The following is a 26731-nucleotide window of genomic DNA, read 5'->3' as shown; positions in this document are numbered from 1 at the left end:
GAGAAGATTACGTTTTCATTATAAGTCTTGCTGCATCCATAATGTAACCCTTTTCACAAATTGTACAAAATGAAAGAAACATTGTTTGAACTTTGGAAAAAATTATTGACTTTTCTGTTTTCTAATGAGAAATAGTGGACACTAACAGGTTCCGCGACGTAAGATGAATACATAGCGAAACATCCATTCATGGGTGTTTTTCAGCCCCCTACCTAGGCTTCTTACTTCCACGCACTTCACAAAGAAGTATGGCTAGCCAATAGAACGGGGTAAAAATTTTTCATAAAAGGTGAAAATATGAAAAAACAACATTTAATCGCATTAGATTTAGACGGTACTTTACTTACAGACAATAAAATTATTTCAGCACGCACAAAGAAAACGATTGAAAAAGCAAAAGAACAAGGACATATTGTTGTGATCTCAACAGGACGTCCATTTCGTGCTAGTCATGCCTATTATAAAGAACTTAATTTGAACACGCCGATCGTTAATTTTAACGGCGCTTATGTTCATCACCCGCTTGATGTAAACTGGGGAACTCATCACTCTCCTCTTGAACTTTCTACTGCACAGGAAATCGTTCGTGCTTGCTTTGATTTTGGTGTCAAAAATATTTATGCTGAAGTCATTGATGATGTATATGTTCGTGAAATTGATGAAGATAAAAAACATATTTTTGAATTTGGTTCTCCAAAGATTTTCACAGGAGATTTATTAAACATCTTACAAGATCATCCAACATGTTTATTAATTGATGCGCACGATGAACAGTCATTGGCCATTCGCCAACATTTAACCGATATGCATGCTGAAGTCATTGATCATCGTAAATGGGGTGCTCCTTGGCCGATTATTGAAATCGTGAAAAGCGGCCTGAATAAAGCGATAGGCCTCCAAAGAGTTTCAAACTATTACAATATTCCGCAAGAACGCATCATTGCCTTCGGTGATGAAGATAATGATTTTGAAATGATCGAGTTTGCAGGCCATGGAATCGCCATGGGTAATGCCATTCCAGAATTAAAATCATTAGCAAACCACACTACATTAACAAATGAAGAAGATGGAATTGCCCTTTATCTAGAAGAAGTTCTCGGATTGTAATCTAAAAATTCCCTGGTTATAGTTTGGCACAAAACGCTCATACTATAACCAGACACAGCGATGTGTCAGTTGTTTTCTGCTAAAAAAAGGGGGAATTACGAATGGGTAAAAAGAACAAATCAAAACGTTTCACCCAACAAGGGGCCGATGCTGTTATGAAGCATGCTGCAAGATTCCCGTACCGCGGTACATTAGCTGAAGCAGAAAAAGAACGAAACAACTCTTCTCTCGGAGGGTTTTAAATGGGTAACTTATTATTTAGGCAAGCACGAGATGCTGTTTCCGAAGCCGTTTCATGTTCAAGCGGCACTGAACAGCGAGATCTCGTTTATAGAGCAAAAAATGCTTTGCAGTCCGCTTACGCCAATTCTTCAACTGCCGAAAAGGCGCAGTTGCGTGAATTACAAGAACAACTGCATAGCATTTCTAGTACACATTAAAGAAGAGGGCCGAAAAATCGGCCCTCTTCTTTACTCTTTCCGAAATAATCCAAATATCCCTACCGTTTGAACCACATTTGTAAATGCGCCGGGATCTACCTGCTTAATAACTCTCTCTAGCTCGTACAACTCATAACTCGTAATTACAATCATGAGCATCTCTTTATTTTCATTTGTGAAGGCACCAGTAGCTGGTATAGTTGTTATCCCTCGTACTAAACGTTCCTGAATCGCTTTTCTTACGTCCTTACCATTTTTCGTAACGATAAATGCTGTAATTTTCACATGACGCGTATGAATCGCATCAATAATCCGTGTCGATACATATAATGTCACCAACGTATACAGCGCTTTTTCCCATCCGTATACATAACCAGCCGCGATAATGATGATAGCATTAAAGAAAAAGAAATATGTCCCCACTGGCTTATCTTTTATTTTCGATAAAATCATCGCAACAATATCTAATCCACCTGTTGATGCTCCCCATTTCAAGGCAATCCCGACTCCTATCGCAGAAATGAGACCTCCAAAGATAGCATTTAATATAATATCATTCGATACCGCTTTCACTGGTATGATTTCTAAAAATAGCGTCATAAATACGACGCACAAAAAACTAAATAACGTAAAAGCTTTTCCTACCTTTTTCCACGCTAAAATAACAACCGGAATATTAAATAAAATAAAAAGTACCCCTGTCGATACATGAATCGATGCAAAATCCCCTAATACTTGTGAAAGTAATTGTGCTAATCCAGCAAAACCACTCGCATATACTTTTGCCGGTGTTAAAAATAGGTTCATTCCAATCGCATTCAACAAACCTGCAACGATGACAACAATCAGCTTTTTCGTTAATTCTGCATAATTTAATTTTAAATCCATATCCCAGCCCACCTTTATATATAATGAGTTCACTCCCATTGTATACATAGTCTTAACGAAAACGGAAATGATAAACGTACAACTGTTTAGAAATGGAGCTGATACATATGCCGCATACAAGTGACAACGATAAAAAAGCACGCGATAATAATGCAAAACGCACACAAAAAAATGAACAAGAACAAAAAAATATTCAGCAAGGAAAGCGTGCCTACTCTAAAAAAACAGATCACCTATAAGAAGATGTTCAACAAACACTATAAGCACTCTGTACATCAACATTATAGTTGATGTACTTTTTTCATTTCATGAAACAAACACTCTTTCCTTTCCAAAAACATCTCAAATTCACTTCATGTTCACTTCGTTATTTTACAATAGCAATAACGATTTTTAGATGGGGTGTTCATATGAAAAGAAAACAATTATTGATTGCAACAGCTGCACTCGGAACGTTAATGCTGTCTGCTTGTGGTCCAAAAGATAGTTCAGAGGCTATCGCAACATCAAAGGTCTCAACCATTACAAAAGGCGATTTTGATAAGCAATTAAAAGATCGCTACGGAAAAGATATGCTATATGAGATGATGGCACAAGATGTCATCACAAAAAAATATAAAGTATCTGATGATGAAGTCGATAAAGAAGTGAAAAAGTTAAAAGATCAAGCCGGTGATCAATTCCAAATGGTATTGGACAGTAATAATTTAAAAGATGAAAACGACTTAAAAAATCAAATCAGATTCAAATTAGCTATAAACGAAGCCATTAAGAAAAGCATTACGGATAAAGATGTAAAAGCAAACTATAAACCTGAAATTAAAGCGAGTCACATTTTAGTAAATGATGAAAAAACAGCAAATGATATTAAGAAACAACTTGATGAAGGTGCTTCCTTCGAAGAGTTAGCAAAACAACATTCTCAAGATCCAGGTTCAAAAGAAAATGGCGGTGATCTTGGATATTTCGGTCCAGGTAAAATGGTATCTGAATTCGAAGAAGCTGCCTATAAATTAAATGTGGGTGAAATTAGCAAACCGGTTAAATCAGCAAACGGCTACCATATTATTAAACTTACCGATAAAAAAGAATTAAAACCATACGATGAAGTAAAAGATTCCATTCGTAAAAATCTAGAAAAACAACGCTTAGCAGATAACACAGCAGGTCAAAAAATATTATTAGACGAATTAAAGAAAGCCGATATTAAAGTGACAGATAAGGATTTAAAAGATACGTTCTCTCGCTTATCCCAACAAAAGTAATAAAAAAATCCGAACAAATTAAATTTGTTCGGATTTTTTTATTACTTCTTAAAGTACGTCCAACCTTCTTCTTGATAAATCTTTTCTTCTTTCATCAGTTTACCAAGAGCACGTTTAAATGCTGCTTTACTCATACTGAAACGTTCCTGAATGTCTTCTGGATGGCTCTTATCCCAAAACGGCATTGCTCCGCCACGTTCTTCCATATAGGCATAAACTACTTGTGCATCATCTTCCATCCCCTCTTCTTTTCGTGGAAGTAGGGAAATATTAATTGTACCATCATCTTTCACATCGATAATACGACCGGTCACGCGTTCACCGATACGCACTTGCTCTTTTCTTTCTGTATGATGTAAAAAGGCACGAAAATGTTCATCTGTTAGTACAAATGAACCAACTTGAAGTGAGCGGTATACACGTCCGTTCACATTTTTATTACGCATAGATGGCGTTGCATCCACGATAATCTCTTGCATATCTGAATCTCTTGCCGGTAGCGCAATTAATCGCCCGCGGTTTGTCAATTTTAATGTACAATATAGTTCATCATCTTCTACCGGCCAAACAGGTGTATAGATTGGAAACTCATCAGCTGGAATTAATATATCTTTCGAAACACCGATATCAACAAACACACCTAAATGAGGTATGATTTCCACAACTTTTACCCAGTTCCAATCATTTGTTGTAATAAGCGGTGTCTTCATCGTAGCAGTCAGGCGTTCTTGATGATCGTGATATAAAAACACATCAATTGTATCACCTTCTTCAATTTCCCCCGCTACTTCATTTTTATGCAAGAATACTTCTTCATAACCATCCTCATCATCATATCCGACCATATATCCGATTTCCGTTTCTCGCAAAACAGTTACCTGTTCAATTGCTCCTGGTTGCAAATACATATTTTTAATTCCCTTCTATATATAAAGTATATTTTTATCATTCCAAAGAAAGGTTCATTATAACACGATTTTTCCTTTATTTGTCCAACTCTCCAAAATTCACTATAATAAAGTGAGAGCTTTTACGGACAGTTTATCCCCTACCTAACTACTGTGTTTTCTGCTACACTTTAATGTGGGATATTACTGCCCGCGAATAGCGGGGTAGAAGATGGAATTTAATTTGGAGGTGCTAACCATGGCAAAAGACAGTTCTTTTGACATCGTTTCAAAAGTAGAATTACCAGAAGTAACAAATGCTATTAATATCGCATTAAAAGAAATTCAAAACCGATATGACTTTAAAGGAAGCAAAAGTGATATTAAATTAGAGAAGGAAGTACTCATTTTAACTTCTGATGATGAGTTTAAATTAGACCAAGTAAAAGATGTTCTTATTTCAAAACTAGTTAAACGTGAAGTACCAATCAAAAATTTAGACTACGGAAAAGTAGAAAATGCTACTGGTAACACAGTACGTCAACGTGCAACATTGCAGCAAGGTATCGATAAAGATAATGCTAAGAAAATCAACACAATCATTAAAGACCTAAAATTAAAAGTGAAAACACAAGTGCAAGATGACCAAGTACGCGTAACAGCAAAAAGCCGCGATGACTTACAAGCAGTAATCGCAGCCGTTCGCAGTGCTGACTTACCAATTGACGTACAGTTCATTAACTATCGCTAAAATTGCGTGTTCAAAAAGGAGGAGAAAGAAATGCGACAGCTATCTTTACCGGACTTTTTGAACTTCCTCTAAAAGAAAAAAATCCTCTATTTTGAGGATTTTTTCTTTTTCTTTACAGTAATTAAAAAAGTAATAAACAAAATATTTATACCGATCATTATAGATACAAACAGCCAATTAATCCCCGTTTGTTCTTGTGTTTTATAAACATTTGCCTCTTCACGCTTCAATACAATATAATACTTCCCATCTTCCTCTCTTATAATTTCATCTTCCAACAATCCTCGTAATTCACGATTATCACCAACTTCATTAGCGGAAAAAGAAACTTTTTGCGTCTCTTTCGTGTTGTTAATCGCAACAAGTGCCGTCTCATCTTTATACGTTCTTTTCAGTACACTCATTCCGTCTTTATCATATAACAGTTCAAATGTACCGCGGCGTAAAGATGGCATCCTTTGACGCAACTCACCTAACTTCGTTACATACTGTAAAAACTTTTCATCGGTTTTAAAATTCATTAAACGGCGATTATCAGGTACTTCCCCGCCATCCAATGCGATTTCCGTTCCGTAGTATACAATTGGCATCCCCGGCGATGTATATAAATACGCGAGCGCAAGTTTCAAACGCGCTGGCGGATAGTACAAATTTTCTTTCGCAGCACGAACAAATCGCTTTGTTTCCTGATTGTCTATAAACGTACTTCTTACTTTATCCTCATCTATTAGACTCACATCATACAGCGGTTGAATAGACATATCCGGTTTTGAAAACGCATCTGTTATCCGTTTATAGTAATCATTTTGTACCGCAGACAAGTCTGTTTCTCCTCCATTCATAATGAAAAAATCTTTTTTCATTACTTGGACACTTTGTTTCATGTCATTTAAAAAGGTAGGAGAAATTTCTTCACTATGTATGAAATAACTTCCATCTATATCCGCTTCTTTGATCCACCAATTTATAGAATCAACAAGCGATTCTTCCTCTTTTTCCACTACAAATTGAAACACCACTTTCATATCCCGTTTATGCGCTTCGCGGACAAGCTGCTTTACATCTTGCAACGACCCAAAATGTTCATTCACCTTTTGTAAATCGCCCGCACCATATCCATCATACGTTTCACTTTTAACAAGCGGCGAAAGCATAATTGCGGTGAAACCCATCTCTTGTATGTAATCAAGCCTCTTTATAATCCCTTGTATATCTCCCCCTTGGTATGCTTGCAAATTATTCACATCAAGCTGTTTGTCATTTTTCGCATTACCGTTATTAAAACGATCAATCATAATAGAATATACAATTTCATCTTGCCATTGCCTTTTTTCTTCTGCTAATGCCTGCATCGGTACTAAAAGTACAAACATCACGAAAAAACAAACCAACACTCCTCGTTTCCATATCCTATTCACAAGTATCCCCCAGTTTTTTTCTAATTGTAAGAATAGTATACCAATTTTATTCACACATCGCATGTCTACAAGTGCAATGTTAAGTTTCCTTACATTAAATTTTAAATTTTCTAAAAATTTTGTTGATTTTCTCTCATTTATTGAATATGATATGTAACATAACATTAAATGTAACGTTTTATAACACCATAGGAGGGATAAGAATGAATATGGGAGATACTGTTTTTTTATTTTTGACGACGGTAATGGTTATGATTATGACACCGGGCTTGGCACTTTTTTATGGAGGAATGGTTCGCAGCAAAAACGTACTAAGTACAACGATGCATAGCTATAGTGCTATGGCAATTGTGTCTATTCAATGGATTTTTATCGGCTATTCTTTATCATTCGGGCCAGATTGGAACGGAATCATCGGTACGTTAGATTGGTTCGGTTTACAAAACGTAACTTTCACACCAAATCCAGATTACTCCTCTACAATTCCCCACAATTTGTTTATGATGTTCCAGCTCATGTTCGCAATTTTAACTCCGGCATTAATTTCTGGAGCTTTCGCTGAAAGAATGCGATTTTCTGCCTTTCTCATTTTCATTCTCCTGTGGACGACAATTGTCTATAATCCTGTTGCTCATTGGGTATGGGGCGTCGGCGGGTGGCTCCGTGAACTCGGTGCGTTAGATTTTGCTGGCGGTAACGTTGTCCATATTACATCCGGAGTCGCTGGACTTGTATTAGCTATTTTTCTCGGCAAACGAAAAGACATAAACGGTTCATCCCCTCACCATCTACCATTCACAATTTTAGGCGCAGGTTTATTATGGTTTGGCTGGTTTGGATTTAACGTCGGTAGTGCACTTACGCTGAACGACGTCGCACTCACTGCATTTATTAATACCAATACCGCAGCTGCTGCTGCAGCCTTAACATGGATACTAGCAGAATGGTTCTTTCAATCAAAGCCAACTGTACTTGGGGCAGCTTGCGGAGCCGTTTCAGGACTCGTTGCCATTACCCCAGCTTGCGGCTTCGTCACTCCATCCTCCGCCCTTCTCATCGGAGCAATCGGCGGCGTCCTGTGCTTCGGATCGGTATTCTTTTTAAAACATAAGCTCGGATATGATGATGCACTTGACGCATTCGGCTGTCATGGCATCGGCGGCACATGGGGCGGCATTGCAACCGGACTATTCGCAACAACTTCCGTTAATAGCGGCGGCGCTGATGGATTGTTTTACGGAAACGCTGCACTCCTTTGGAAACAACTTGCCACAATTGGAGCAACATATGCTTTCACAATCGTTATGACATACGCCATCATTAAAGGAATTAGCTTCTTCCTTCCCGTTCGTGCACATGAACACGAAGAACAAATAGGGCTGGATATTTCCATGCATGGGGAAAAAGCTTATGAGTATAGCGGAAAATCAGTGAGTGAGGGGGAATATATTTATACTTCGAGAGATTCAATATGAAACCCTTACAAAATAGGACTTAAGTAGAAAAGCTCGTTTATTAACAGGTTCATAAGCGAGCTTTTCTTTTTATTGATTATTTTGTTTTGAAAACAGGCTATCCACTGTAGTATTTAGTACGCTCGCTAAATCAAAGGCTAATGATAGTAAGGAATCATATTTATTATTTTCAATCCCATTCATTCAGACTCAAATGAAAAATCAATAATTACCGTGCGTAAAATTGTTGTTACATTAGCATTTTGTAAATATGTGTATATAACTTGTATAACAAAAAGGTTTATCCCTTTTTAAGATGGAATAAACCTGAGAGATTTGCGTATTACTGTCCATTCTATGATATACTATTATATCCTGCTGTTCATTTTTATGAGCAACTTTCGGGAAGGAAGAAATTCATTGACAAGAATTTTATTTCACAGGTGTATTGACTACTGCGGAAGCAGATTTGCTATACAATAATAATGGAGTGATTATATGAGTAAAGCCAAGGGTAAAGGCGGAACAGGTAGAGGAACAGGTAGTAAGGGCTGGAACCGCTGGAAAGCTAGTGCCAAGAAGAAAAAGAACGCCAAACCTTATACAAGCAAAGGTGTTAAAAAATCGACTGGTACAAAGACTACCAGCAGTAATGAAGGTGACAAATCCGAAATATAGGGACTGTCGTTTACTTTTGTTAAACTTGATAACTTTAATATAAGTGTAAAAGTGAAATAGATGTTGTGAATTTGTTTTGTGGTGAAAAGCTAGTATCTTTCTATGAAAAGCAAAGATTTAAAGCAACAAAACAAGTGGTTACTCATCGTAAAAACAACTTTAAACATTCATGAACAAGATACTCTGTACGATGAAAAAAGACGACTGATTCACGGTCGTCTTTTTTTCATTCATTGTAATAAATTTCAGGATAAAATGGAATTAAGAATGTTTTTATTTTTTAGGATTTCCTACAAATGCTGAAATATCAACTTTTAACGCTTGCGCTAAACGCATACCGTACTCTCGGTCTGCACGGAAGAAGTTGCAAATTGCAAGCAGTTTTGTTTGCTCATGCACATCTTTTAAGTCATTTGTTAAGTTCGCAATTAAGTTATCTTGTTCTTCCTTAGAGAATGAACGATAACGCTCACCCGCTTGCTTAAAGTCGTTTGGCTTATCAATTTTTTCACGAGATACATAACCTTCGAGTTTCATAGTTGAATCACGGTATGCAGCATCCTCAACTGGATTTTCTGCATGACGACTTGGCTCATAGTTAATTGTAGATGATTGTTTGTTCATTTGCATCGCACCATCACGTTGTTGGTTACGTACAGCTGCATACGGGCAGTTTACAGGGATTTGTAAGTAGTTCGCACCAAGGCGGTAACGCTGTGTATCTGGATACGAGAATAAACGACCTTGTAATAACTTATCTTCTGATGGTTCAATACCAGGTACAGTCGCACTTGGTGTAAATGCCACCTGTTCTACTTCCGCAAAGAAGTTTTCTGGGTTGCGATTTAACGTCATTGTACCCACTTCAATTAATGGGAAACGATCTTCCGGCCATACTTTTGTTGGATCTAATGGATCGAAGTCTAAAGACTCCATTTCATCTAATTGCATCACTTGCACATGAAGATCCCATTTCGGATAATCGCCACGCTCAATCGCATCGAATAAATCCCGTGTTGCATGGTTGAAGTCTTTTCCTTGTATTTCTTCTACTTCTTTCGCACTGAAGTTACGCACATCTTGCTGTGGTTTCCAATGATATTTAATGTAAACAATTTTACCTTCTGCATTAATCCATTTGAATGCATGCACACCGAAACCTTCCATTTGACGGTAGTTTGCAGGTGTACCGTAATCAGAGAATACCCACGTCATCATGTGCGTAGACTCTGGCGATAATGTCATAAAGTCCCAGTAACGATCTGGTGTTTGAACATTTGTATCCGGTGCTGGCTTTAATGAGTGCACCATATCAGGGAATTTAATTGCATCACGAATGAAGAAAACAGGTAAATGGTTACCAACGAGATCATAGTTTCCTTCTTCTGTATAAAATTTCACAGCGAAGCCACGTGGATCGCGGGCTGTTTCAGGAGAGCCTTGACCATGAATAACAGTTGAGAAACGAACGAACACAGGTGTTTCTGTTCCCTCATTTTGTAAGAATGCTGCTTTTGTATAGTTTTTCATACTATTTTTCGCTACGAAAATACCATGTGCACCTGCACCACGTGCATGTACAACACGTTCCGGAATACGCTCACGGTCAAAATGAGCTAACTTTTCTATTAAATGATAATCCTCTAATAATACAGGTCCACGGCGACCAGCCGTACGAGAATTTTGATTATCTCCTACAGGAGCACCTTGGTTTGTTGTTAAACGATTATTCGGATTCATAAAGGGGGAGCCTCCTCTTTCACACTTTATATTTATTACTTAATTAAAATTATTATAATTTGATTATCTTTAAAAATTACTTATTTGTCAATATATTTATTGGGATTTTTTTCACTTTATTCATGACAACCTCAGCTAATCAATCAAGAAATGATGCAATATGCTTAAACCCTAAATAGGATACAAATTCATAAATAGTAAAAAGCGACTTACAATTATACTGTAAGCCGCTTTTTACTATTCTTTAATATTCACACCATATTCCTTAAACCATACATGAATTTGTGCCAAATGCGCTAACAATTGCGGTCCTGTCATTAACTGACCAAACCATGGTGTTTGAAATGCACTTCCACCTGATTGAATTAGACCTTGTAATTGTTCTTTATCAAACAACTCATGCAAAATGGAGTTGTTATCAGTTAATAAATCCTGTAACCATATCGTTACCGCTTTTGTGTAATGCGGATTATGAGTTTTTGGATACGGGCTTTTCTTTCTATATAAGACATCATTCGGCAAAACTCCTTCTAACGCCTTACGTAACAGACCTTTTTCACGGTTTTTATACATTTTCATTTCCCAAGGAATATTCCACGCATATTCGACAAGACGATGATCTGCAAATGGAACACGTACTTCCAGACTTGCTCCCATACTCATCCGATCTTTTCTATCTAGCAGCGTTGTCATAAACCAAGTCATATTTAAGTAAAATAGTTGACGTCTCTTTGCTTCAATCATACTTTCTCCCTCTAAAACGGGTACTTCTTGTATAGATTCTTCATAGCGCTGCTGTACATATTTTTGAAGCTGTAATTTATCGCGCCATTCTTTTTTTAGGAGTTGTTCACGCGCCTCTGTTGAACGCATCCACGGAAATGCACTTGATTGTAAATCATCTTCCCGGTAAAACCAAGGGTAACCACCAAAAATTTCATCGGCACATTCTCCTGACAAACCTACGACAAAATCTTGTTTAATTTCTCGGCAAAACCATAATAGTGACGAATCGATATCTGCCATACCAGGTAAATCACGAACAAGTACTGCCTCTGTTAAATACTGCGCTAATTGTTCATTGGAAATCACGCAGCGGTGATGAATCGTATGAAATGTATCTGTCATCAAATCAATATATGGTGCATCAGAATTTGGCTGAAAGGCATTCGCTTTAAAATATTTTTCATTATCTTCATAATCAACCGAATACGTGTGAAGCCGCCCTTTCCCTTCTCGTTCATATGCCATTGCAGCAAAAGCTGTAATCGCACTCGAATCTACTCCGCCGGATAAAAAGGTACATAACGGAACATCTGAAACTAATTGCCTTGTAATTGCATCCTTCAGAAGAAAACCTACTTGCTCTACTGTTTCCTCAAATGAATGTTCATGCCTTTTACTCTCAACATTCCAATATCGCCATATACACAAACCATTTTTCGAAAATGTAAGAACGTGTCCTGGACGAAGCTCTTGTACTCCCGCATATATACCATGTCCAGGAGTTCGAGATGGTCCTAAACCAAACACTTCCGCAAGTCCCTCTTTCGTAACTTCCGCCTTCACATCTGGATGAGCTAAAATGGCTTTTAGCTCTGAACCAAATAGTAGCCTTCCATTATCGTATTTATAAAATAATGGCTTCACGCCTAATCGATCACGTGCGATAAATACTTGCTCTTTTTTCTCATCCCAAACCGCGAAGGCGTATATCCCATTTAAATGATCAACACATTCCTCTTTCCATTCTATATAAGAAGCTAATAATACTTCTGTATCAGAATGTCCTTTAAATGTATAGCCTCTCTGCAACAATTCTTTACGAATATCTTCTGTATTATAGAGCTCACCATTATAGCAAATCGTATAATATTGCTCTTCTTTCAGACATGTCATCGGTTGCTTTCCACCTTCAGGATCCACCACAATTAATCGTTTATGTCCGAAAGCAACGTGCCTTTTTATCCATACATTTGTATCATCTGGCCCCCGCTTTGCAAGTGTTTCTGCCATTTTTGTAACCGTTTCTCTTTCCTGCTCTAATGAACGTTTATAATCAATCCATCCTGTAATCCCACACATACGAATCACCCTTCCTATCTTATATCCGTATAACTTTACGAAACCCGTTCTTATTCTATGCCCAAATCCCATTGTATGTTCCTTTGTTATAAAGAAGGGCGGAACTGTCTATAACAAGAACAGACACTTCTATAAAAAAGGAGAAATCACAAATGAAACAACGTAAACATATTTTGTATAATCAACCGCGTGCTCATACAATCGGAAACGTGGAGTATATAAACGACGAATGGATATTTTTTGATGATGAAAATGACGAAGCATTTTTATTGGAGGATATCATTGAAGATGGATTTGAAGTTCTATATAACAACAATTGGCTACCGGCACGATTTTATGAACAAAATATCTTACAAGTCGCCAATGAGCATCACCCATTACAAGACGGTGAAACAGTGCGTATTCGCAAAAAGTTACTGCTGAGTTATCACGAGTGGCTAGAAGAACTACCTGATACTGCTTTTTCATTATTAACAGAAACATTACAGTCGCTGGGTTATTCTTTATATGACTGTATATATTGTCATAATTTCTTATCGTTTCAGCCGGAGGGACAGCATTGCGAAGGCGTAAATATTCTCTTATTTGATAATGAAGAAATGATTTGTGCTTTACATCATCATTATGTTCGATTTTCTACATGTAATAAAAATATATTTCAATTCACAAAAACAAACGGTGAACAATTACATGTAGATGCAACTTGAGTACAAAATAAAAAAAACGCTCATTTGAAAGTGAATAAGCGTTTTTTTATTTTGTCGAAACATTTGTAACTGTAGCTGTTTCAAACAGACTTTGTCTACCTTCACCATTCTCAAACGTCATAAATGTGTTGATTGTCATTTCATGTAAGTTCAATATTTGACTAATTGTTAAGCCGTCGTTTTCGATCCAGTTCAAGAAATAAATACCTGAGGCAACTTCTAGTGCGGTAATGGTTTCTTCTCCAGTTTGCCCTTTTTTCGGACCAGCTACAGCTTCCCATCTTAAAGTCGTTTCATTCTGATAAGTAACTCGAAACACAAGACCATTTTCATATCTCACTTCAACTGTACGTCCAATATATGTTTTCATACTTCTCTCTCCTTCGACATCAATTTATACACGTAACTATTTTAGTTACAACTTTATTCCTTTGTCAAGTTACAACAAATAATAAAAAACCACTTATTCAATAGAAAATAAGTGGTTTTTTTACTAAAATAGGTCAAAACCCATCGGTAATCGCAAGCCTAAATATAGCACAACGACAAACGCGATAATAAATTGAATCCAAAACGCCCCTGTTGGTTTTTGTTTACTTGTTTTCACAAGAATCATTTCCATCGCAACAATGACCCAAACACCAATTAACATTTTTAGGCCATACCACATATGAGCATTACCTGTTGCTGTTTTCATAATGCTTTGATACAGTAAGAACCCTGTTACAATGATGATAATATACATAAGACGAAGCCCCATATGTACGCCTTTACCTTTTCTTCCTGCCGTATACATGGAATACGCCACAAAGAATAGAATAAGCCCTAACGCCCACGCAGTAATATGCATGTGTGTTGTCATGTAATCCCCTCCTCTATTCACACTTTTTCACTTTATATGATACCATGTCCATTTCTTTTCAGGAAATATTTCGCTTTTTCCAGTTTAAATGATATAATATTTAGAGTATTTACAAACTTCTTGTAATAACAAAAGGGGGAACTATCATGATTCAAACAAAAGATATCATTGAACTAACTGACACATACGGGGCAAATAACTATCATCCGCTACCAATCGTAATCGCCAAAGCAGAAGGTGTTTGGGTAGAAGATCCTGAAGGCAATCGCTATATGGACTTGCTTAGTGCATATTCCGCAGTAAACCAAGGTCATCGTCATCCAAAAATCATCGACGCATTAATTGAACAAGCGAACCGTGTTACATTAACTTCACGCGCATTTCATAGCGATCAATTAGGTCCTTGGTATGAAAAAGTAGCGAAATTAACAAATAAAAATATGGTACTTCCAATGAATACAGGTGCGGAAGCTGTTGAAACTGCAATCAAAACAGCACGCCGCTGGGCATATGATGTTAAAAAAGTAGAAGAAAATAGAGCTGAAATTATCGTTTGTGAAGATAACTTCCACGGTCGTACAATGGGTGCTGTTTCCATGTCATCTAACCCGGAATACAAACGCGGCTTTGGACCAATGCTTCCTGGTATTGTTGTCATTCCTTACGGCGATTTAGATGCATTAAAAGCTGCGATCACACCAAATACAGCAGCATTTATTTTAGAGCCAATTCAAGGAGAAGCAGGAATTAACATTCCACCAGCTGGTTTCTTACAAGCAGCATTTGATGTATGTAAAAAAGAAAACGTTTTATTTGTAGCTGATGAAATCCAAACTGGTTTAGGACGTACTGGGAAATTGTTCGCATGTGATTGGGACAACGTAATTCCTGACATGTACATACTTGGAAAAGCATTAGGTGGAGGCGTGTTCCCAATCTCTTGTGTTGCAGCAAACCGCGATATTTTAGAAGTATTTGAACCAGGCTCTCACGGCTCTACATTTGGTGGTAATCCACTTGCATGTGCGGTTTCTATCGCAGCTCTTGACGTATTATTAGATGAAAAGTTAACAGAACGTTCTCTTCAATTAGGAGAAAAATTAGTAGGACAATTAAAAGAAATCGATAATCCGATGATTACAGAAATACGTGGTAAAGGATTATTTATCGGAATCGAATTAAACGAATCTGCTCGTCCATACTGTGAAAAATTAAAAGAAGCAGGGTTACTATGTAAAGAAACACATGAAAATGTAATTCGTATTGCACCGCCTCTTGTCATTTCTGAAGAAGATTTAGAATGGGCGTTCCAAAAAATTAAAGCGGTATTATCATAATACAAACAAGCTGCCTCCAGTGAGGCAGCTTGTTTTCTTCCATACGAATTGGTTGTAAATATTTCATTTCAGGAAAAGAATAATACTCTTCAGCATTATGCAATACAAATAATATAGGGATGAGCCAGATATAAGAAACGCGCACGCTACTATTTGACTGTATTGCGGAGAGTTCCAATATGTTGCACTGTTATCATTACTTCATCGCCAGCACGCAGGAACTTTGGGGGTGTAAAACCTTTCCCAACTCCAGCTGGTGTTCCTGTTGCAATTATATCTCCAGGCTCTAACGTCATCCCTTTACTTACGATAGAAATAATATCTTCTATAGAAAACATCATATTTGCAGTATTCGAGGATTGACGCACTTCCCCATTAATTTTTGTCTCGACGCTTAACTCATTTGGATTTTTAATATACATCTTATGCACTAAATATGGTCCCATTGGACAAAATGTATCGAAACTTTTCCCTAAGAAAAATTGTTTATGTTTTCTTTGAATATCTCGGGCCGTTACATCATTCAAAATTGTATAACCGAAAACATGTTCAAGAGCCTTATTTTTCGCGATTTGTTTCCCGCGTTTCCCAATAACAATTGCAAGTTCTCCCTCATAATCCAGTTCATTCGTTGCATGCGGATGACTATAAATCTGCGCCCCATCTCCAATGACAGTTGTTGGCGCCTTTGTGAAAATCATGATATCCTTAGGCACCGCTTCCTCTCCACCCATTTCTATCGCATGATCTCGGTAATTTTTTCCGACACAAAGAATATTCTTTCTCGGCCGAGGAATAGGAGCTAATATTTTGACATCTGATAATGGATAATACGCCGTCGTTTCATTCTCTTTTGCCCATCTTACAATCTCACTTACCTTTTCAATAAATGCATTTCCTTGCTCAATGCATTCTAACATCGTGATAGGAACTGTAATCTTTTCCCCTTTTTGTTTCTGTGCTTCCCTTATATGCAGCACCGTTTGCTCATAATCATCCACAACACCGACAAATATCTTTTCTTCTTTCTTCACTGTAACCAACCGCATCATTTCCACTCTCCATCCTAAAACTCATACAATGTAATTGTATTCGCATCGCCTGAAAAAAAACCTGCAAACACATTCAAATTTTCACAATGTTCTTTGCGTTTTTTGTTTATTCATGAACTTCTTTAGGAAAAAATGTAGAATTTTTACTATTTTTAGCGAAGGTATTTCTTTTTTATGGAAAGTTTGTATAATATGTACTACAGATACTCTTAAAATCTATAAGGAGATGGAGCCGATTCTATGTTTGAGCAAGCAATTGAAAAGAAACGTGAAAAAATGATGTATTTTGCTGAACGCTTTGGAATAACCTCTCAAAAAACAGTTATTTGTAGTCAAGAACTGGACAGGCTCTTAAACGTTGTTTTGGTTATAGACGCAGATTGTCTCTCCACTCAAAGCACAGACACAGACACACACTAAAGTGTGTGTCTTTTATTTAAAAAAAGACACATTTTAGTAAAAATGCCCATACAATACTATAAGAGAATATTCTAAAACAGTCCTTTAAAAACGGACAAATATGAAAATTTTAATATGAAAGGTGTTTTCTATGCCAGCAATGGTTGGACATATCCGTGTCGTTAACATTGGATCAAGTGGTATTTTTCATATAGGAGATGTATTTGCGATTCGGCCGATTAGTTATTCTCGCGCTTTTGCAGGAGCTGGTTCTTTTAATGTCGGTGAAACTATTTCGGTGTACAATTATGAAAACTCAACAACTGTCAATGATCAAGACGTAGTCGATCAGGCCATTATCGGGTCCAATTAAAGGAGGCGAATGGAAATGAATTTCTACGTACATCAAAGTATTATCATTAACAATATAAAAATAGACAGCATTACAACATCATCGGTTTTTCAAATCGGAAGTGCCGGAAGCATTAAAGCTTTATCTAAGTTCTCAAATACTGGTGGATTTACAGAGCCACTTCGCCCCCTTACAGCAAAAGGACAAATTCTTTCTATTAAGCCGGCGTCTAGTTCTTCTTAAGCTGTTTTTGTCATAAACATATAGAGCAGCTCTACACACACCCTCCCTGTTGAAAAGGAGGTTTCACACAGTGAATCAAGATATATACACGTACTTACAACAATTCCAACAAGTTCTTCAAAAACAACAAGAAACAATCCATGCTTTAGAAGAAAAAGTACGCTCATTAACGGAAGAGCTTGATGAACTAAAAAGCCGTCCCTCCTCTTCTATAGGAAAAGTAGAATACAAATTTGACCAACTAAAAGTAGAAAATTTAAATGGTACATTAAACATCGGCTTAAATCCATTTACAAGCAAAGGCCAACAAATTGAAGATTTTCAAGTAGATACCGAAACATTAAAAGTAAATCCGGAAACACAAACAAATCCTGATTTTTATCAAGACATCATTCAAGAGATGCATCGCTATTTAGACGAAGAAGCATATAAACGCATTCTTCATTTTGAACAAGAAGAACGAACACCACTGGATGATATGTATCGACAAATGATGATTGATGATATAAAAAAACAAATGGAGCATCGCCTTCCTTACTACTTATCACAAGTACAGCCGTATGAAGACATTGCATCAGATCCCCAATATATGAAAGATGTAATCATTCAAGCTATGAAACAAGATATTGATAAAGCATTCCTTTCCTTTATTCAGCACATACCAAGCAACTTCCGAAAGGAGTAAGTATGCATGAATTTTACTGTTGTAAATCGTGAAATAAAAGTTGGTACGATAAAAATGAACGGTATCTCTTCCTCAGCACTATTTTTAATTGGAGATGCCAACCTTCTCATTCTCTCTGCTATTCTCGATACACCTTTTGAATCCGTTTCTGAAGGCCCTTTTGTTCCTCTTGCAACCGGTGTCCCTACTACTCCAGGTTAAGGAGGGTTCTTAATGTTTCGACATATTTCAGTTGTTCATCGTTCCTCTGTTATCTCTATGGGTATTTCTGGGGTTTTCCAAGTCGGGGATTCTAATCAAATGGAATTAAAAAGCCGAGCACTTGTTGTACAACGTGAATTTCCTTACTACTTATCACAAGAAGGTGACTTAGATGCTTATGCTATCTTTACAGATGATGAAATCACAATTCCATCTCGATCAACCGATATCAAAATGAACATCATCAATGAATGCCCTTTTATTGAAGTAAACGATGTTACTGTTCGTACCCTTTTAAATTCCGCTTGTTTTCACATCGGTTCAGTTGATTATGCTTTTAACAACGCACGCCTTCTTCAAATTCGTCAATACATCACTGAGGAACCTTTTTAAAAATGAATCATATAGTGATGGTAAAGAAGACTGATGAAGTAGGTGAAGAATATGCCCTCTGTCGTTGGAAATCTTATCGTTCAAAATAGCAATGGTTCTTTCAATTTAGGTGATTTTTATAACGTATCCCCAAAAGAAAATACGAAAGCATATAACGGATCAGGCGCATCAAATGTTGCTTTTGTTATCAATACATTCAACGGTGTCAGTGCAACAAATACATTTGATTCGGACGTTGCAGATCAAGATCAAATTGGAACAGCATAAAAAAGTAGGAGGAAGTCCTCCTACTTTTTTATTTATTTTAATTTTTTGTTCGAACAAGCTTTGATGATGGCTATTTTCGAATCCTTTTTAAAAACGAAGTAACTACTTACCTACTCATTTTTCTCATCTATTCGTAACACGTGATTTCCATCAAAGAAGTATAAATATTTTTCCTTTACAGGCTGACCTAAGCTTTTCTCTAGTGCTTTTCCATACAATGTAAGCTGTACTTTATAGCGATCTTCTAAAACGATTCTTGCCTGATCAAATCCACCTGGAAAGCCTCCCTCAATGGTATCCGTTTTAAAATCAACTAATACAATGCCGTCTTCCTCTTCCATCATGCAATCGATGACACCTTGCACAAGCACAGATTCTTCATGCTCTCCTTGCCAATTTTGATACGCTTCCTCTGCTGATAACATCATTGTAAATGGCACTTCGCGTTCTACACTTTTCGCAGCCAATACCCGTTTCCCAAGCTCCGTATCAAAGAAAGCAACGATTCTCTCAGCTGCAATCTCTTCTGCCTGCTCAAATGTTAACAATTCTTTATTCACCATTTCAGCAATTTTTTCTTGAATTGTTTCTGCTGTAATTGGCTTTTTCAAATTCACATGCTGCATCACAGCATGTACAGCTGTTCCACGTTCCGCATAGCTCAATCCTTTTTTCTCCATAAACCGCGGGCGCGTTTGAATAGGTGCACGTACCTTTTTAATAAAAGCATGATCACTTCCATCTTCCGATTGATAGTTTCGCTTAATTTCCGAGACAGACTGTTTTGCTCGATGTACTGTTGCTTCTCCATATGCATATTGCCATGTTAACCTCGCGTATACTTCTTCTTTTCGTTCGCTCTCTACTGAGACAGGATTTTTCTCACGAAGCGCTTCTAATAGTTCTTGTTTTTCTTCTTGGATTGGTTCTGGCGCCTGTAAACTTGTACCATCAACAGCCTCAACTTTCCAGCTTGCGTCATACTGATAAATATCATTTGGAATGTTCCCCTGTCCAAGTTCAAGAAGCATTTCACTATCACGGTGCCTATATAATGATGGTGCAATCCAATCTAAATAACAAGATGCTCCCGCGCGAACATAATCCGGTAACAACCAATCGGTATGTTCCCGTGCATCCAGCCACTTTTCTATCTCTTTGTCTTTATCCTTCACCGTACCGATTAAAATGAGTTTTTCTTTTGCACGTGTTAATGCAACATATAATACTCGCATTTCTTCGGCAATCAGTTCCATCTTCATTTTCCGCTTAATCGCCAATTGCGATAGCGTCGTATATTTAATTCGTTTACGCGGATCAATAAATTGCGATCCGAAACCGAAATCTTTGTGTAATAAGAAGCGCTTCATTAAATCTTGCGTATTAAAGCGGCGTCCAAGCCCCGCTACGAATACAACTGGAAACTCTAGCCCTTTACTTTTATGAATGGTCATAATGCGGACCACATCTTCTTGTTCACCAAGCGCTCTTGCTGTTCCCATATCATCGCCGCGCTCTAAAATTCGTTCAATAAAACGAAGAAAACGGAATAACCCGCGGAAGGATGTTGCTTCATATTGACGAGCGCGATCATATAACACACGTAAATTGGCCTGACGCTGCTTTCCAGCTGGAAGACCACCGACAAAATCATAATAACCTGTTTCACGATATACTTTCCAAATGAGATCAGAAAGCGACTGTTGACGGGCAAATTCTCGCCAGCCTTGCAGGAGATCATAAAACCATTGTAATTTCCTGTGTAACTCTACCTCTTCCTCAAGTGGTACACCTTGTAAGAACGAACGCATTACTTCATAAAATGAACCTTTCTTTTCATGAGCACGTAACATCGCGAGTTCCTCATCATGTAATCCGACAATCGGCGAGCGTAGTACAGCTGCAAGCGGAATATCTTGCATCGGATTGTCAATCACCCGAAAGATATTCATCATGATGTTCACTTCTGTCGCTTCAAAATAACCTGTCGCTAGTTCAGCATAAACAGGAATACCTTGTAATTTCAACTCTTCCATGATTTGCGGTGCCCATGGCATCGAGCGAAGTAAAATCACAAAATCACGATATTTCACAGGGCGCATACTATCTGTTTTACGGTCATATACTTCATATCCGGAATCAACCATCGCCTTTATTCTTTGTGCAATGAGACGTGCTTCTAGTTGTGCTTTTTCGACTTCCACACCTTCTTCTCCATCTGCCACTTCTTTATCAGATTGATGAATACATAGCAGTTCGGCTGCGACATCGTCACTTGCTGGATAACTCGCTCCTAGCTTTAACTCTGCATCCGCATCATAGTCAATTTCCCCAACTGCTTCTCCCATAATCTGTTTAAAAATAAAGTTCGTGCCAGCTAACACTTCATGACGACTTCGGAAGTTTTTTGCTAAATCAATTTTCATACCGCCGTCTATTCCATCAGACGTAAAACGTTTATATTTTCCTAAAAACAATCCAGGTTCCGCTAAACGAAAACGATAAATCGACTGCTTTACGTCACCAACCATAAACAAGTTACCTTCTTGCTCTGAATCTTTCGTTACAAGTTTAATAATCGACTCCTGCACAAAGTTCGTATCCTGATATTCATCAACAAGAACTTCTGCAAACTTATTACGATATTGAAGCGCAACTGGCGATGGATACATTTCACCGTTCTCAGTGTGTTCACTTAAAATCTGCAAACAAAAATGCTCTAGATCTGTAAAATCAACCATTCCTTTATCACGCTTTATCGTTTGAAAACGTCCTGTAAATACTTTTACAAGCTGGACAAGCTTTTGCAGCACAGGGTGCATATCTTGAAAATCACGTAAAAAGCTTTCTGGTTTACGGCTAAATAACTCCTCTTGCAGCTTCTTCACTTCATCTTTTGCTTTATTCCGTAATGAATCTACTTGTTTCACAACATCTTCATTATAGTCACTCTTCTTAATGCGCTTTAATGTTTGCCAAGAAATAGTTTGCATCGCTTCATATACACTTGTCCAAGACTGATGTGCCGCTGCGGACAACGTCGTGAGTAGTGCAAGATCCGCTTGCAATGTCTCAACACGTGGTGCGGGACCGTCTGGCAGCATCGCTAGCTCAATTGCTTTTCGAACATGTTGCTCTGCCGCTCGAAGCTGAAACTTCACATCTTCTAATAAATAAGAGGCATAGGTCAAGTCTTCAATTGATTTCCCTTCTACATCATATGCTTCTACAAGTTTATCAAGCCAACGAGCTGGATTCGGATGCGCCCTAGACTCTGTATGAAGCGCTAAAATCATGCGCTGTAAATCGTCATCGCTTCGATCACTCGTATAACGATCGACAAGTTCAAAGAAGATGTCATTTCCTTCGATTCCATACTCTTCTTCTAATATATCGTCTAGTACTTCTTCTTTTAATAATTCGTTTTCTGTCTGGTTGGCAATGCGAAAGCGCGGATCAATATCGAGCATATAATAATACGTTCGAATGACTTGCAAACAAAACGAGTGAATTGTTGAAATCGATGCTTTATTTAATAAACTCAGCTGTTTACGAATGTGTTGTGACGCTGGATCATCAATCAATACTTTTTCTAATGCTTCACCGATTCTGTTTTTCATCTCTTGTGCTGCTGCGTTTGTAAACGTCACAACAAGCAAACGATCTACATCCACAGGATTCTCAGTAGAAATAATTTTCCGGATCATCCGCTCTACAAGTACAGCCGTTTTTCCCGATCCAGCTGCCGCTGCTACTAAAATATCACGACCATTCGCAACAACTGCCTTCCATTGATCATCGGTCCATTGACTACCTTCTGGTTTTACTGGCCAATTTTGCATCATTCCCCAACCTCCTCTCTCATTTTTTCCATTGCTTCACTATCTTTCATATCTTTTAACGTACGATACTGATTATCTTCAAGCGATTCATCAAACTGACAAACAGAGCGGAAATTACAAAACGTACAAGCTGCTTTATTCCCCATTTTATATGGTGCAATATCAATTACACCTTCTGTAATGTCTTTTCCGATGTTTTCAAATGTATGGTGCACATATTGCTGCAAGACCGTAAATTCTTGCTCACTTGCAATATCAGAACGAGCACTAAAGCTTCCATCTTTTTTCAAACCAGCAGAAATAATATCAGAGCTTCCTGTCACAAGTTTGTTATCCATTAAACGCACAACATCTGTATCTCCGAGCACAAGTCCTTTCATTTTAAATTTCTTTAAAATTTCTCGCTCAATTTCTTCCTCAGAAGCGTCACCTTTCATTTCAACAATCGGATTATGAATATGGAAATAAAGGACCCCAGCAGGTGATGCCGTCTCATTTTTCTTCATCCATGTATTCGCATTAGAAATAACAACATCTAAATACGTTAACATTTGTAGCGCTAAACCATAGTACACTTCGGTTAAATCTAACGCTTTAGCACTCGACTTATAGTCAATAATGCGCAGGAACGTACCGCTCTCATCTTCCGCTTTATCTACGCGGTCAATGCGGCCAACAACTTCCATTTTCACTCCGTTCGGCAATGAAAACTCCATTGGTGGCAACGATCCTGTCCCACCCATACCAAATGGCACCTCTAAATCAACCGGCACGAACCCGCTTGATTTTGCATGCTCACGAAGGATAAGAGACGTCCGGAAAATGATTTGCTGCAATTTCTGCTTTAAATAATAATGACGATTTGAACTCAATAGAATTTGCCTTTGTAGTAGCGGTGCAATTTCTTCTATTACCATGACAGAAAGATGCTCACACTCTTTTATTGATAAATCAGACCAAGTGCGATTTTCACGCAATAACTTGTCTGCAATTTTCTTTAATGCCGCATGGAATAGTTCACCGATATCCGGTGCATCTAGTTTAAAAATATCTCGCTCTCTTAGCGATAACCCATGCTGCGCGAAGTGAGCATAGGCACAGCGATTAAATAATTCCATACGAGAAACGCTTCCTTTAATGGTATCACCGTACAAGTCTCGGCTCACAACCGCGCTTAATTTCTGTGCTTGGTTTCGATAGAACAAACTGGATAACACACGATAACTTTTTTGCTTCCACGCAGGTGAGGTAACATAGAAATTATATACGTCCCACCAAAAGTCTAGATTCCCTTCAAATCCGTATCGCTTCCAGTTTTGCAGCTGCTGCGTCACATACGACAGCGTAACCTCCGGTGTTGCTACATACGAAATTTGCTCATGACGAGACAAATCGTTCACATCATTTGTTATAAATACTTCTTTGACAAAAGGGAACATTCTTTTTACTTTCTTAATAAAACTAGATGAGAGTAATGTTTTCCCTTCTTCATCGGCAAGTGGACAAGAAATATATAACTTTTCGGATGCACGTGTCACCGTTTGATAAATGATAAATTGTTCTTCTAATAAAGTCTGTCTTGTTGTCGGTGCTAATTCTACACCAGCTGAAACGAGAACCTCCCGCTCTTCATCTGATAACATGCCCTCGTCTGAAGGCGCTGCTGGAATAATTCCTTCATTGGCCCCGATAACAAAGGCCGCTCGGATATCAGATAAACGAGAATGATCAATATTTGCAATTAGTATTTGATCTAAAGATGGCGGGATATTGGCAAACTGAAGCGCCTCTAAACCAGTTGTCATCACATCGATAAACATAGATAATGACATCTTTTCCTCACCGATCATTTCCACACATGTATCAAGAAGCTTCATCACTTCTTCCCATACTTGATCATGATCATTTGCAAATAAGAAGTTTCCTTCTGCTTCGGCCCGTATGCGTAAGTCTTCCAGTTTTTTCGGAACATCCAGTTCTTCTAAAAACAAATAAACCGCTTCACACATTTGCATTGTCGTTCCGGCACGTTTTAAACGCTTTTGCAAACGAATAATTGGTGTCCGTATAACATCACGAAGACGGTTTATTTTTTCTTCCATCTCGCGCTCGCTATCAGTTTGCGTTCCATTTACTCCATCTAACGAACGGTAACGGCGATATGTCCACGGTTCATCCGCTGTCCATCTCTTTCCTTGCACACCGTACGCTAAACAATAATTTTCAAATTCATCCATCTCTTCACGCATCATTTCTTTTCTTACATCTAATGGATATAACAACTCCGTTTTCACACAGCGAAATACTGCATCATAGCGCCAATTTCCGTTAATGGTTTCTAGCGCAGAACGAATGCATTCAATGAGCGGATGATGGGACATCGGACGCTTTTCATCAATAAAGTGCGGAATATTATAATCGGTAAAAAGGGTTTTCATCACATCATAGTAGCTTTCTCCGTTACGAAGAAGAACAGCAATATCGCGGTAGCGATACTCCTCCTCTGCAACAAGTCTTCGCACTTCACGGGCAACCCCTTCGACTTCTGCTCGTAAGTTAGCCGCTGTATATAGTGTAATATTAGATTCACCTTGAAATTTTGCATTTGGACGAGATTCATATTGTGCTTCTAAATGTGCCAATGCAGCTGAACGAAACCGCGGTTGCTCTTGCATCGGAATCGTATTTTCAATCGTAATTTTCTCCTCGCGTGCCAGCTGTTTTATCTTTTCATACGTAAGAACTGTTTGATAAAACAAATCAAGTTCGCTCACCGGCCCAGACAATGTTTTTTCATCCAATGTTAATGTAATCGTCATTCTTGCCCCGCATCTAAGAAGCTGCCTAATGATCTCTAATTCTTGCGGTGAAAACGAATGAAATCCATCTATATAAATCTCAGCACCATTTACATAATCAGAATGCGGAAGCTTCTCTACAAGCAACTGCAAATAATCTTCAGAATCTAAATATTTACCTATTAAAGCTCGTTCAAAATCATCGTATAAAAGCTGAAGATCGTACATTTTATTCGCTAATATTTTTTGCTCATTGCCATTACTATGAGTATCTAACTGCTGCCACATTTCATATACATTAGATGGTGTTAAGTTATAACGTTTAAATTCAGCAATCATACTGCCAAGGTGCTCAAAAAAGCCATTTTGTTCCGCCGCTTTTTGAAACACATATAATCCTTCTTTACGTGCCTCAACAATTTTGCGAAGCAACATGTGCACACCCGCCTCATCAATATGAAGACGACTTGCACCACCAACCTCTTGCAGAACCTTCCACGCTAAACGTGAAAAACTAAAAACTTGCGCCCGAATCGAGCTACTTACGTCCCCATTACCGATTAACGCTTGCTGCGTTTGGAACGTCATCTGCTCTGGCACAAGATATAAAATTGTTTCGCCTCTTGGACACTGTTTAAGTTCTTCTTGCACTTCACGTAAACAAAATGCACTTTTTCCACTTCCAGCTCGTCCAATCACAAATCGAAGCGACATGAAATCCCCACCTTTCACCTATAACGAACATTAGTTCGCTGTCATCATTGTATTATACGACAAGAAAAAAGACAAACAGCGACTGCTTGTCTTTTCCTTCCCTATAAGTACATGTTCAAAAAGGAGGATAAAGAGAGCCGAGTAGTTCGAGGCGCGGAAGCCAGGA

The 26731-nt window shown here is 38.0% G+C and carries 27 protein-coding genes and 1 pseudogene; 18 read left to right on the top strand and 10 right to left on the bottom strand.

Annotated elements, in window-relative coordinates; genetic code table 11:
• The first annotated feature begins 297 nt into the window (after positions 1-297).
• The 3 genes from QUF99_RS09115 (at position 298) to QUF99_RS09105 (ending at position 1547) form a co-directional block, all read left to right on the top strand.
• Complete coding sequence (locus tag QUF99_RS09115) at positions 298-1107, top strand: Cof-type HAD-IIB family hydrolase (protein ID WP_289369617.1); 810 nt, start codon at positions 298-300, stop codon at positions 1105-1107.
• Between the two features lie 101 nt (positions 1108-1208).
• A complete protein-coding gene (locus tag QUF99_RS09110; RefSeq protein WP_286123942.1) occupies positions 1209-1349 on the top strand; it encodes a competence protein in 141 nt (46 codons plus the stop codon).
• Positions 1350-1547 (top strand): DUF3813 domain-containing protein, encoded by a 198-nt coding sequence (locus tag QUF99_RS09105; protein WP_289369616.1) that lies wholly within the window; start codon positions 1350-1352, stop codon positions 1545-1547.
• A gap of 30 nt (positions 1548-1577) precedes the next feature.
• On the opposite strand, the gene QUF99_RS09100 is transcribed toward QUF99_RS09105, so the two are convergent.
• Positions 1578-2435 (bottom strand): YitT family protein, encoded by an 858-nt coding sequence (locus QUF99_RS09100; RefSeq protein WP_353958392.1) that lies wholly within the window; start codon positions 2433-2435, stop codon positions 1578-1580.
• A 107-nt stretch (positions 2436-2542) separates the two neighbouring features.
• Between QUF99_RS09100 and QUF99_RS09095 the strand changes: the two genes are divergently transcribed.
• Complete coding sequence (locus tag QUF99_RS09095; RefSeq protein WP_001120851.1) at positions 2543-2674, top strand: DUF3941 domain-containing protein; 132 nt, start codon at positions 2543-2545, stop codon at positions 2672-2674.
• 171 nt (positions 2675-2845) lie between these two features.
• Positions 2846-3700 carry a peptidylprolyl isomerase PrsA gene (prsA, locus tag QUF99_RS09090; protein ID WP_289369614.1) on the top strand — a complete coding sequence of 285 codons (855 nt, stop codon included), beginning with the start codon at positions 2846-2848 and terminating at the stop codon, positions 3698-3700.
• A gap of 41 nt (positions 3701-3741) precedes the next feature.
• Here the strand turns inward: prsA and QUF99_RS09085 are convergent, their stop codons facing one another.
• Positions 3742-4608, bottom strand: coding sequence for a CvfB family protein (locus QUF99_RS09085; protein ID WP_289369612.1), 867 nt, complete (start codon positions 4606-4608; stop codon positions 3742-3744).
• A 238-nt stretch (positions 4609-4846) separates the two neighbouring features.
• Between QUF99_RS09085 and QUF99_RS09080 the strand changes: the two genes are divergently transcribed.
• The gene (locus QUF99_RS09080) at positions 4847-5338 is read left to right on the top strand and encodes a YajQ family cyclic di-GMP-binding protein (RefSeq protein ID WP_286123936.1); all 492 of its coding nucleotides are present in this window, start codon (positions 4847-4849) and stop codon (positions 5336-5338) included.
• Between the two features lie 86 nt (positions 5339-5424).
• Here QUF99_RS09080 and QUF99_RS09075 read toward each other — a convergent pair whose 3' ends face one another.
• Positions 5425-6819, bottom strand: coding sequence for an alpha-amylase family glycosyl hydrolase (locus QUF99_RS09075; protein WP_289369610.1), 1395 nt, complete (start codon positions 6817-6819; stop codon positions 5425-5427).
• 140 nt (positions 6820-6959) lie between these two features.
• On the opposite strand from QUF99_RS09075, the gene QUF99_RS09070 reads away from it, so the two are divergent.
• The 3 genes and pseudogenes from QUF99_RS09070 to QUF99_RS09055 all read left to right on the top strand — a co-directional run.
• On the top strand, positions 6960-8231 hold the full coding sequence (locus tag QUF99_RS09070) for an ammonium transporter (protein WP_289369609.1): 1272 nt from the start codon (positions 6960-6962) through the stop codon (positions 8229-8231).
• Between the two features lie 477 nt (positions 8232-8708).
• Complete coding sequence (locus QUF99_RS09060; protein WP_286123933.1) at positions 8709-8888, top strand: DUF3934 family protein; 180 nt, start codon at positions 8709-8711, stop codon at positions 8886-8888.
• Positions 8889-8938: 50 nt separating this feature from the next.
• A pseudogene (locus QUF99_RS09055) lies at positions 8939-9061 on the top strand (GNAT family N-acetyltransferase); the annotation flags it as partial.
• 100 nt (positions 9062-9161) lie between these two features.
• Here QUF99_RS09055 and QUF99_RS09050 read toward each other — a convergent pair.
• Both QUF99_RS09050 and asnB read right to left on the bottom strand, forming a co-directional pair.
• Positions 9162-10628, bottom strand: coding sequence for a catalase (locus tag QUF99_RS09050; RefSeq protein WP_289369607.1), 1467 nt, complete (start codon positions 10626-10628; stop codon positions 9162-9164).
• Between the two features lie 237 nt (positions 10629-10865).
• Entirely contained in the window at positions 10866-12713 is a 1848-nt protein-coding gene (gene asnB, locus QUF99_RS09045; RefSeq protein WP_289369606.1) for an asparagine synthase (glutamine-hydrolyzing), read from the bottom strand.
• Between the two features lie 152 nt (positions 12714-12865).
• On the opposite strand from asnB, the gene QUF99_RS09040 reads away from it, so the two are divergent.
• The gene (locus QUF99_RS09040) at positions 12866-13420 is read left to right on the top strand and encodes a DUF2777 domain-containing protein (protein ID WP_289369604.1); all 555 of its coding nucleotides are present in this window, start codon (positions 12866-12868) and stop codon (positions 13418-13420) included.
• Between the two features lie 46 nt (positions 13421-13466).
• On the opposite strand, the gene QUF99_RS09035 is transcribed toward QUF99_RS09040, so the two are convergent.
• Both QUF99_RS09035 and QUF99_RS09030 read right to left on the bottom strand, forming a co-directional pair.
• Positions 13467-13790 (bottom strand): phenolic acid decarboxylase, encoded by a 324-nt coding sequence (locus tag QUF99_RS09035; protein WP_289369603.1) that lies wholly within the window; start codon positions 13788-13790, stop codon positions 13467-13469.
• Between the two features lie 123 nt (positions 13791-13913).
• A complete protein-coding gene (locus tag QUF99_RS09030) occupies positions 13914-14282 on the bottom strand; it encodes a YisL family protein (RefSeq protein WP_289369601.1) in 369 nt (122 codons plus the stop codon).
• Positions 14283-14428: 146 nt separating this feature from the next.
• On the opposite strand from QUF99_RS09030, the gene rocD reads away from it, so the two are divergent.
• A complete protein-coding gene (rocD, locus tag QUF99_RS09025; protein WP_289369600.1) occupies positions 14429-15619 on the top strand; it encodes an ornithine aminotransferase in 1191 nt (396 codons plus the stop codon).
• Positions 15620-15768: 149 nt separating this feature from the next.
• Here rocD and QUF99_RS09020 read toward each other — a convergent pair whose 3' ends face one another.
• Entirely contained in the window at positions 15769-16668 is a 900-nt protein-coding gene (locus tag QUF99_RS09020; RefSeq protein WP_289374600.1) for a fumarylacetoacetate hydrolase family protein, read from the bottom strand.
• Positions 16669-16911: 243 nt separating this feature from the next.
• On the opposite strand from QUF99_RS09020, the gene QUF99_RS09015 reads away from it, so the two are divergent.
• From QUF99_RS09015 to gerPF, 7 genes are all read left to right on the top strand, one after another.
• Complete coding sequence (locus QUF99_RS09015) at positions 16912-17091, top strand: aspartyl-phosphate phosphatase Spo0E family protein (protein ID WP_289369599.1); 180 nt, start codon at positions 16912-16914, stop codon at positions 17089-17091.
• A 130-nt stretch (positions 17092-17221) separates the two neighbouring features.
• The gene (locus QUF99_RS09010; protein ID WP_289369598.1) at positions 17222-17443 is read left to right on the top strand and encodes a spore germination protein; all 222 of its coding nucleotides are present in this window, start codon (positions 17222-17224) and stop codon (positions 17441-17443) included.
• A gap of 15 nt (positions 17444-17458) precedes the next feature.
• Positions 17459-17665, top strand: a complete 207-nt coding sequence (locus QUF99_RS09005; RefSeq protein ID WP_289369596.1) for a spore germination protein GerPB — start codon at positions 17459-17461, stop codon at positions 17663-17665.
• A 70-nt stretch (positions 17666-17735) separates the two neighbouring features.
• The gene (gerPC, locus tag QUF99_RS09000) at positions 17736-18350 is read left to right on the top strand and encodes a spore germination protein GerPC (RefSeq protein WP_289369594.1); all 615 of its coding nucleotides are present in this window, start codon (positions 17736-17738) and stop codon (positions 18348-18350) included.
• Positions 18351-18356: 6 nt separating this feature from the next.
• The gene (locus QUF99_RS08995; protein ID WP_289369593.1) at positions 18357-18551 is read left to right on the top strand and encodes a spore gernimation protein GerPD; all 195 of its coding nucleotides are present in this window, start codon (positions 18357-18359) and stop codon (positions 18549-18551) included.
• Positions 18552-18563: 12 nt separating this feature from the next.
• Positions 18564-18944, top strand: a complete 381-nt coding sequence (locus QUF99_RS08990) for a spore germination protein GerPE (RefSeq protein WP_289369592.1) — start codon at positions 18564-18566, stop codon at positions 18942-18944.
• A 51-nt stretch (positions 18945-18995) separates the two neighbouring features.
• A complete protein-coding gene (gerPF, locus tag QUF99_RS08985; RefSeq protein ID WP_289369591.1) occupies positions 18996-19211 on the top strand; it encodes a spore germination protein GerPF in 216 nt (71 codons plus the stop codon).
• A 110-nt stretch (positions 19212-19321) separates the two neighbouring features.
• On the opposite strand, the gene addA is transcribed toward gerPF, so the two are convergent.
• Positions 19322-23056, bottom strand: coding sequence for a helicase-exonuclease AddAB subunit AddA (gene addA / locus QUF99_RS08980; protein ID WP_289369590.1), 3735 nt, complete (start codon positions 23054-23056; stop codon positions 19322-19324).
• On the bottom strand, positions 23053-26565 hold the full coding sequence (gene addB, locus QUF99_RS08975; RefSeq protein ID WP_289369589.1) for a helicase-exonuclease AddAB subunit AddB: 3513 nt from the start codon (positions 26563-26565) through the stop codon (positions 23053-23055). Before addB ends, addA begins: the two co-directional genes overlap by 4 nt.
• Positions 26566-26731: the final 166 nt, after the last annotated feature.

This window comes from Bacillus sp. DX4.1 (assembly GCF_030348195.1).
In the GTDB taxonomy this organism is placed as follows: Bacteria; Bacillota; Bacilli; order Bacillales; family Bacillaceae_G; genus Bacillus_A.
This window is presented reverse-complemented; position numbering and strand designations above follow the sequence as displayed.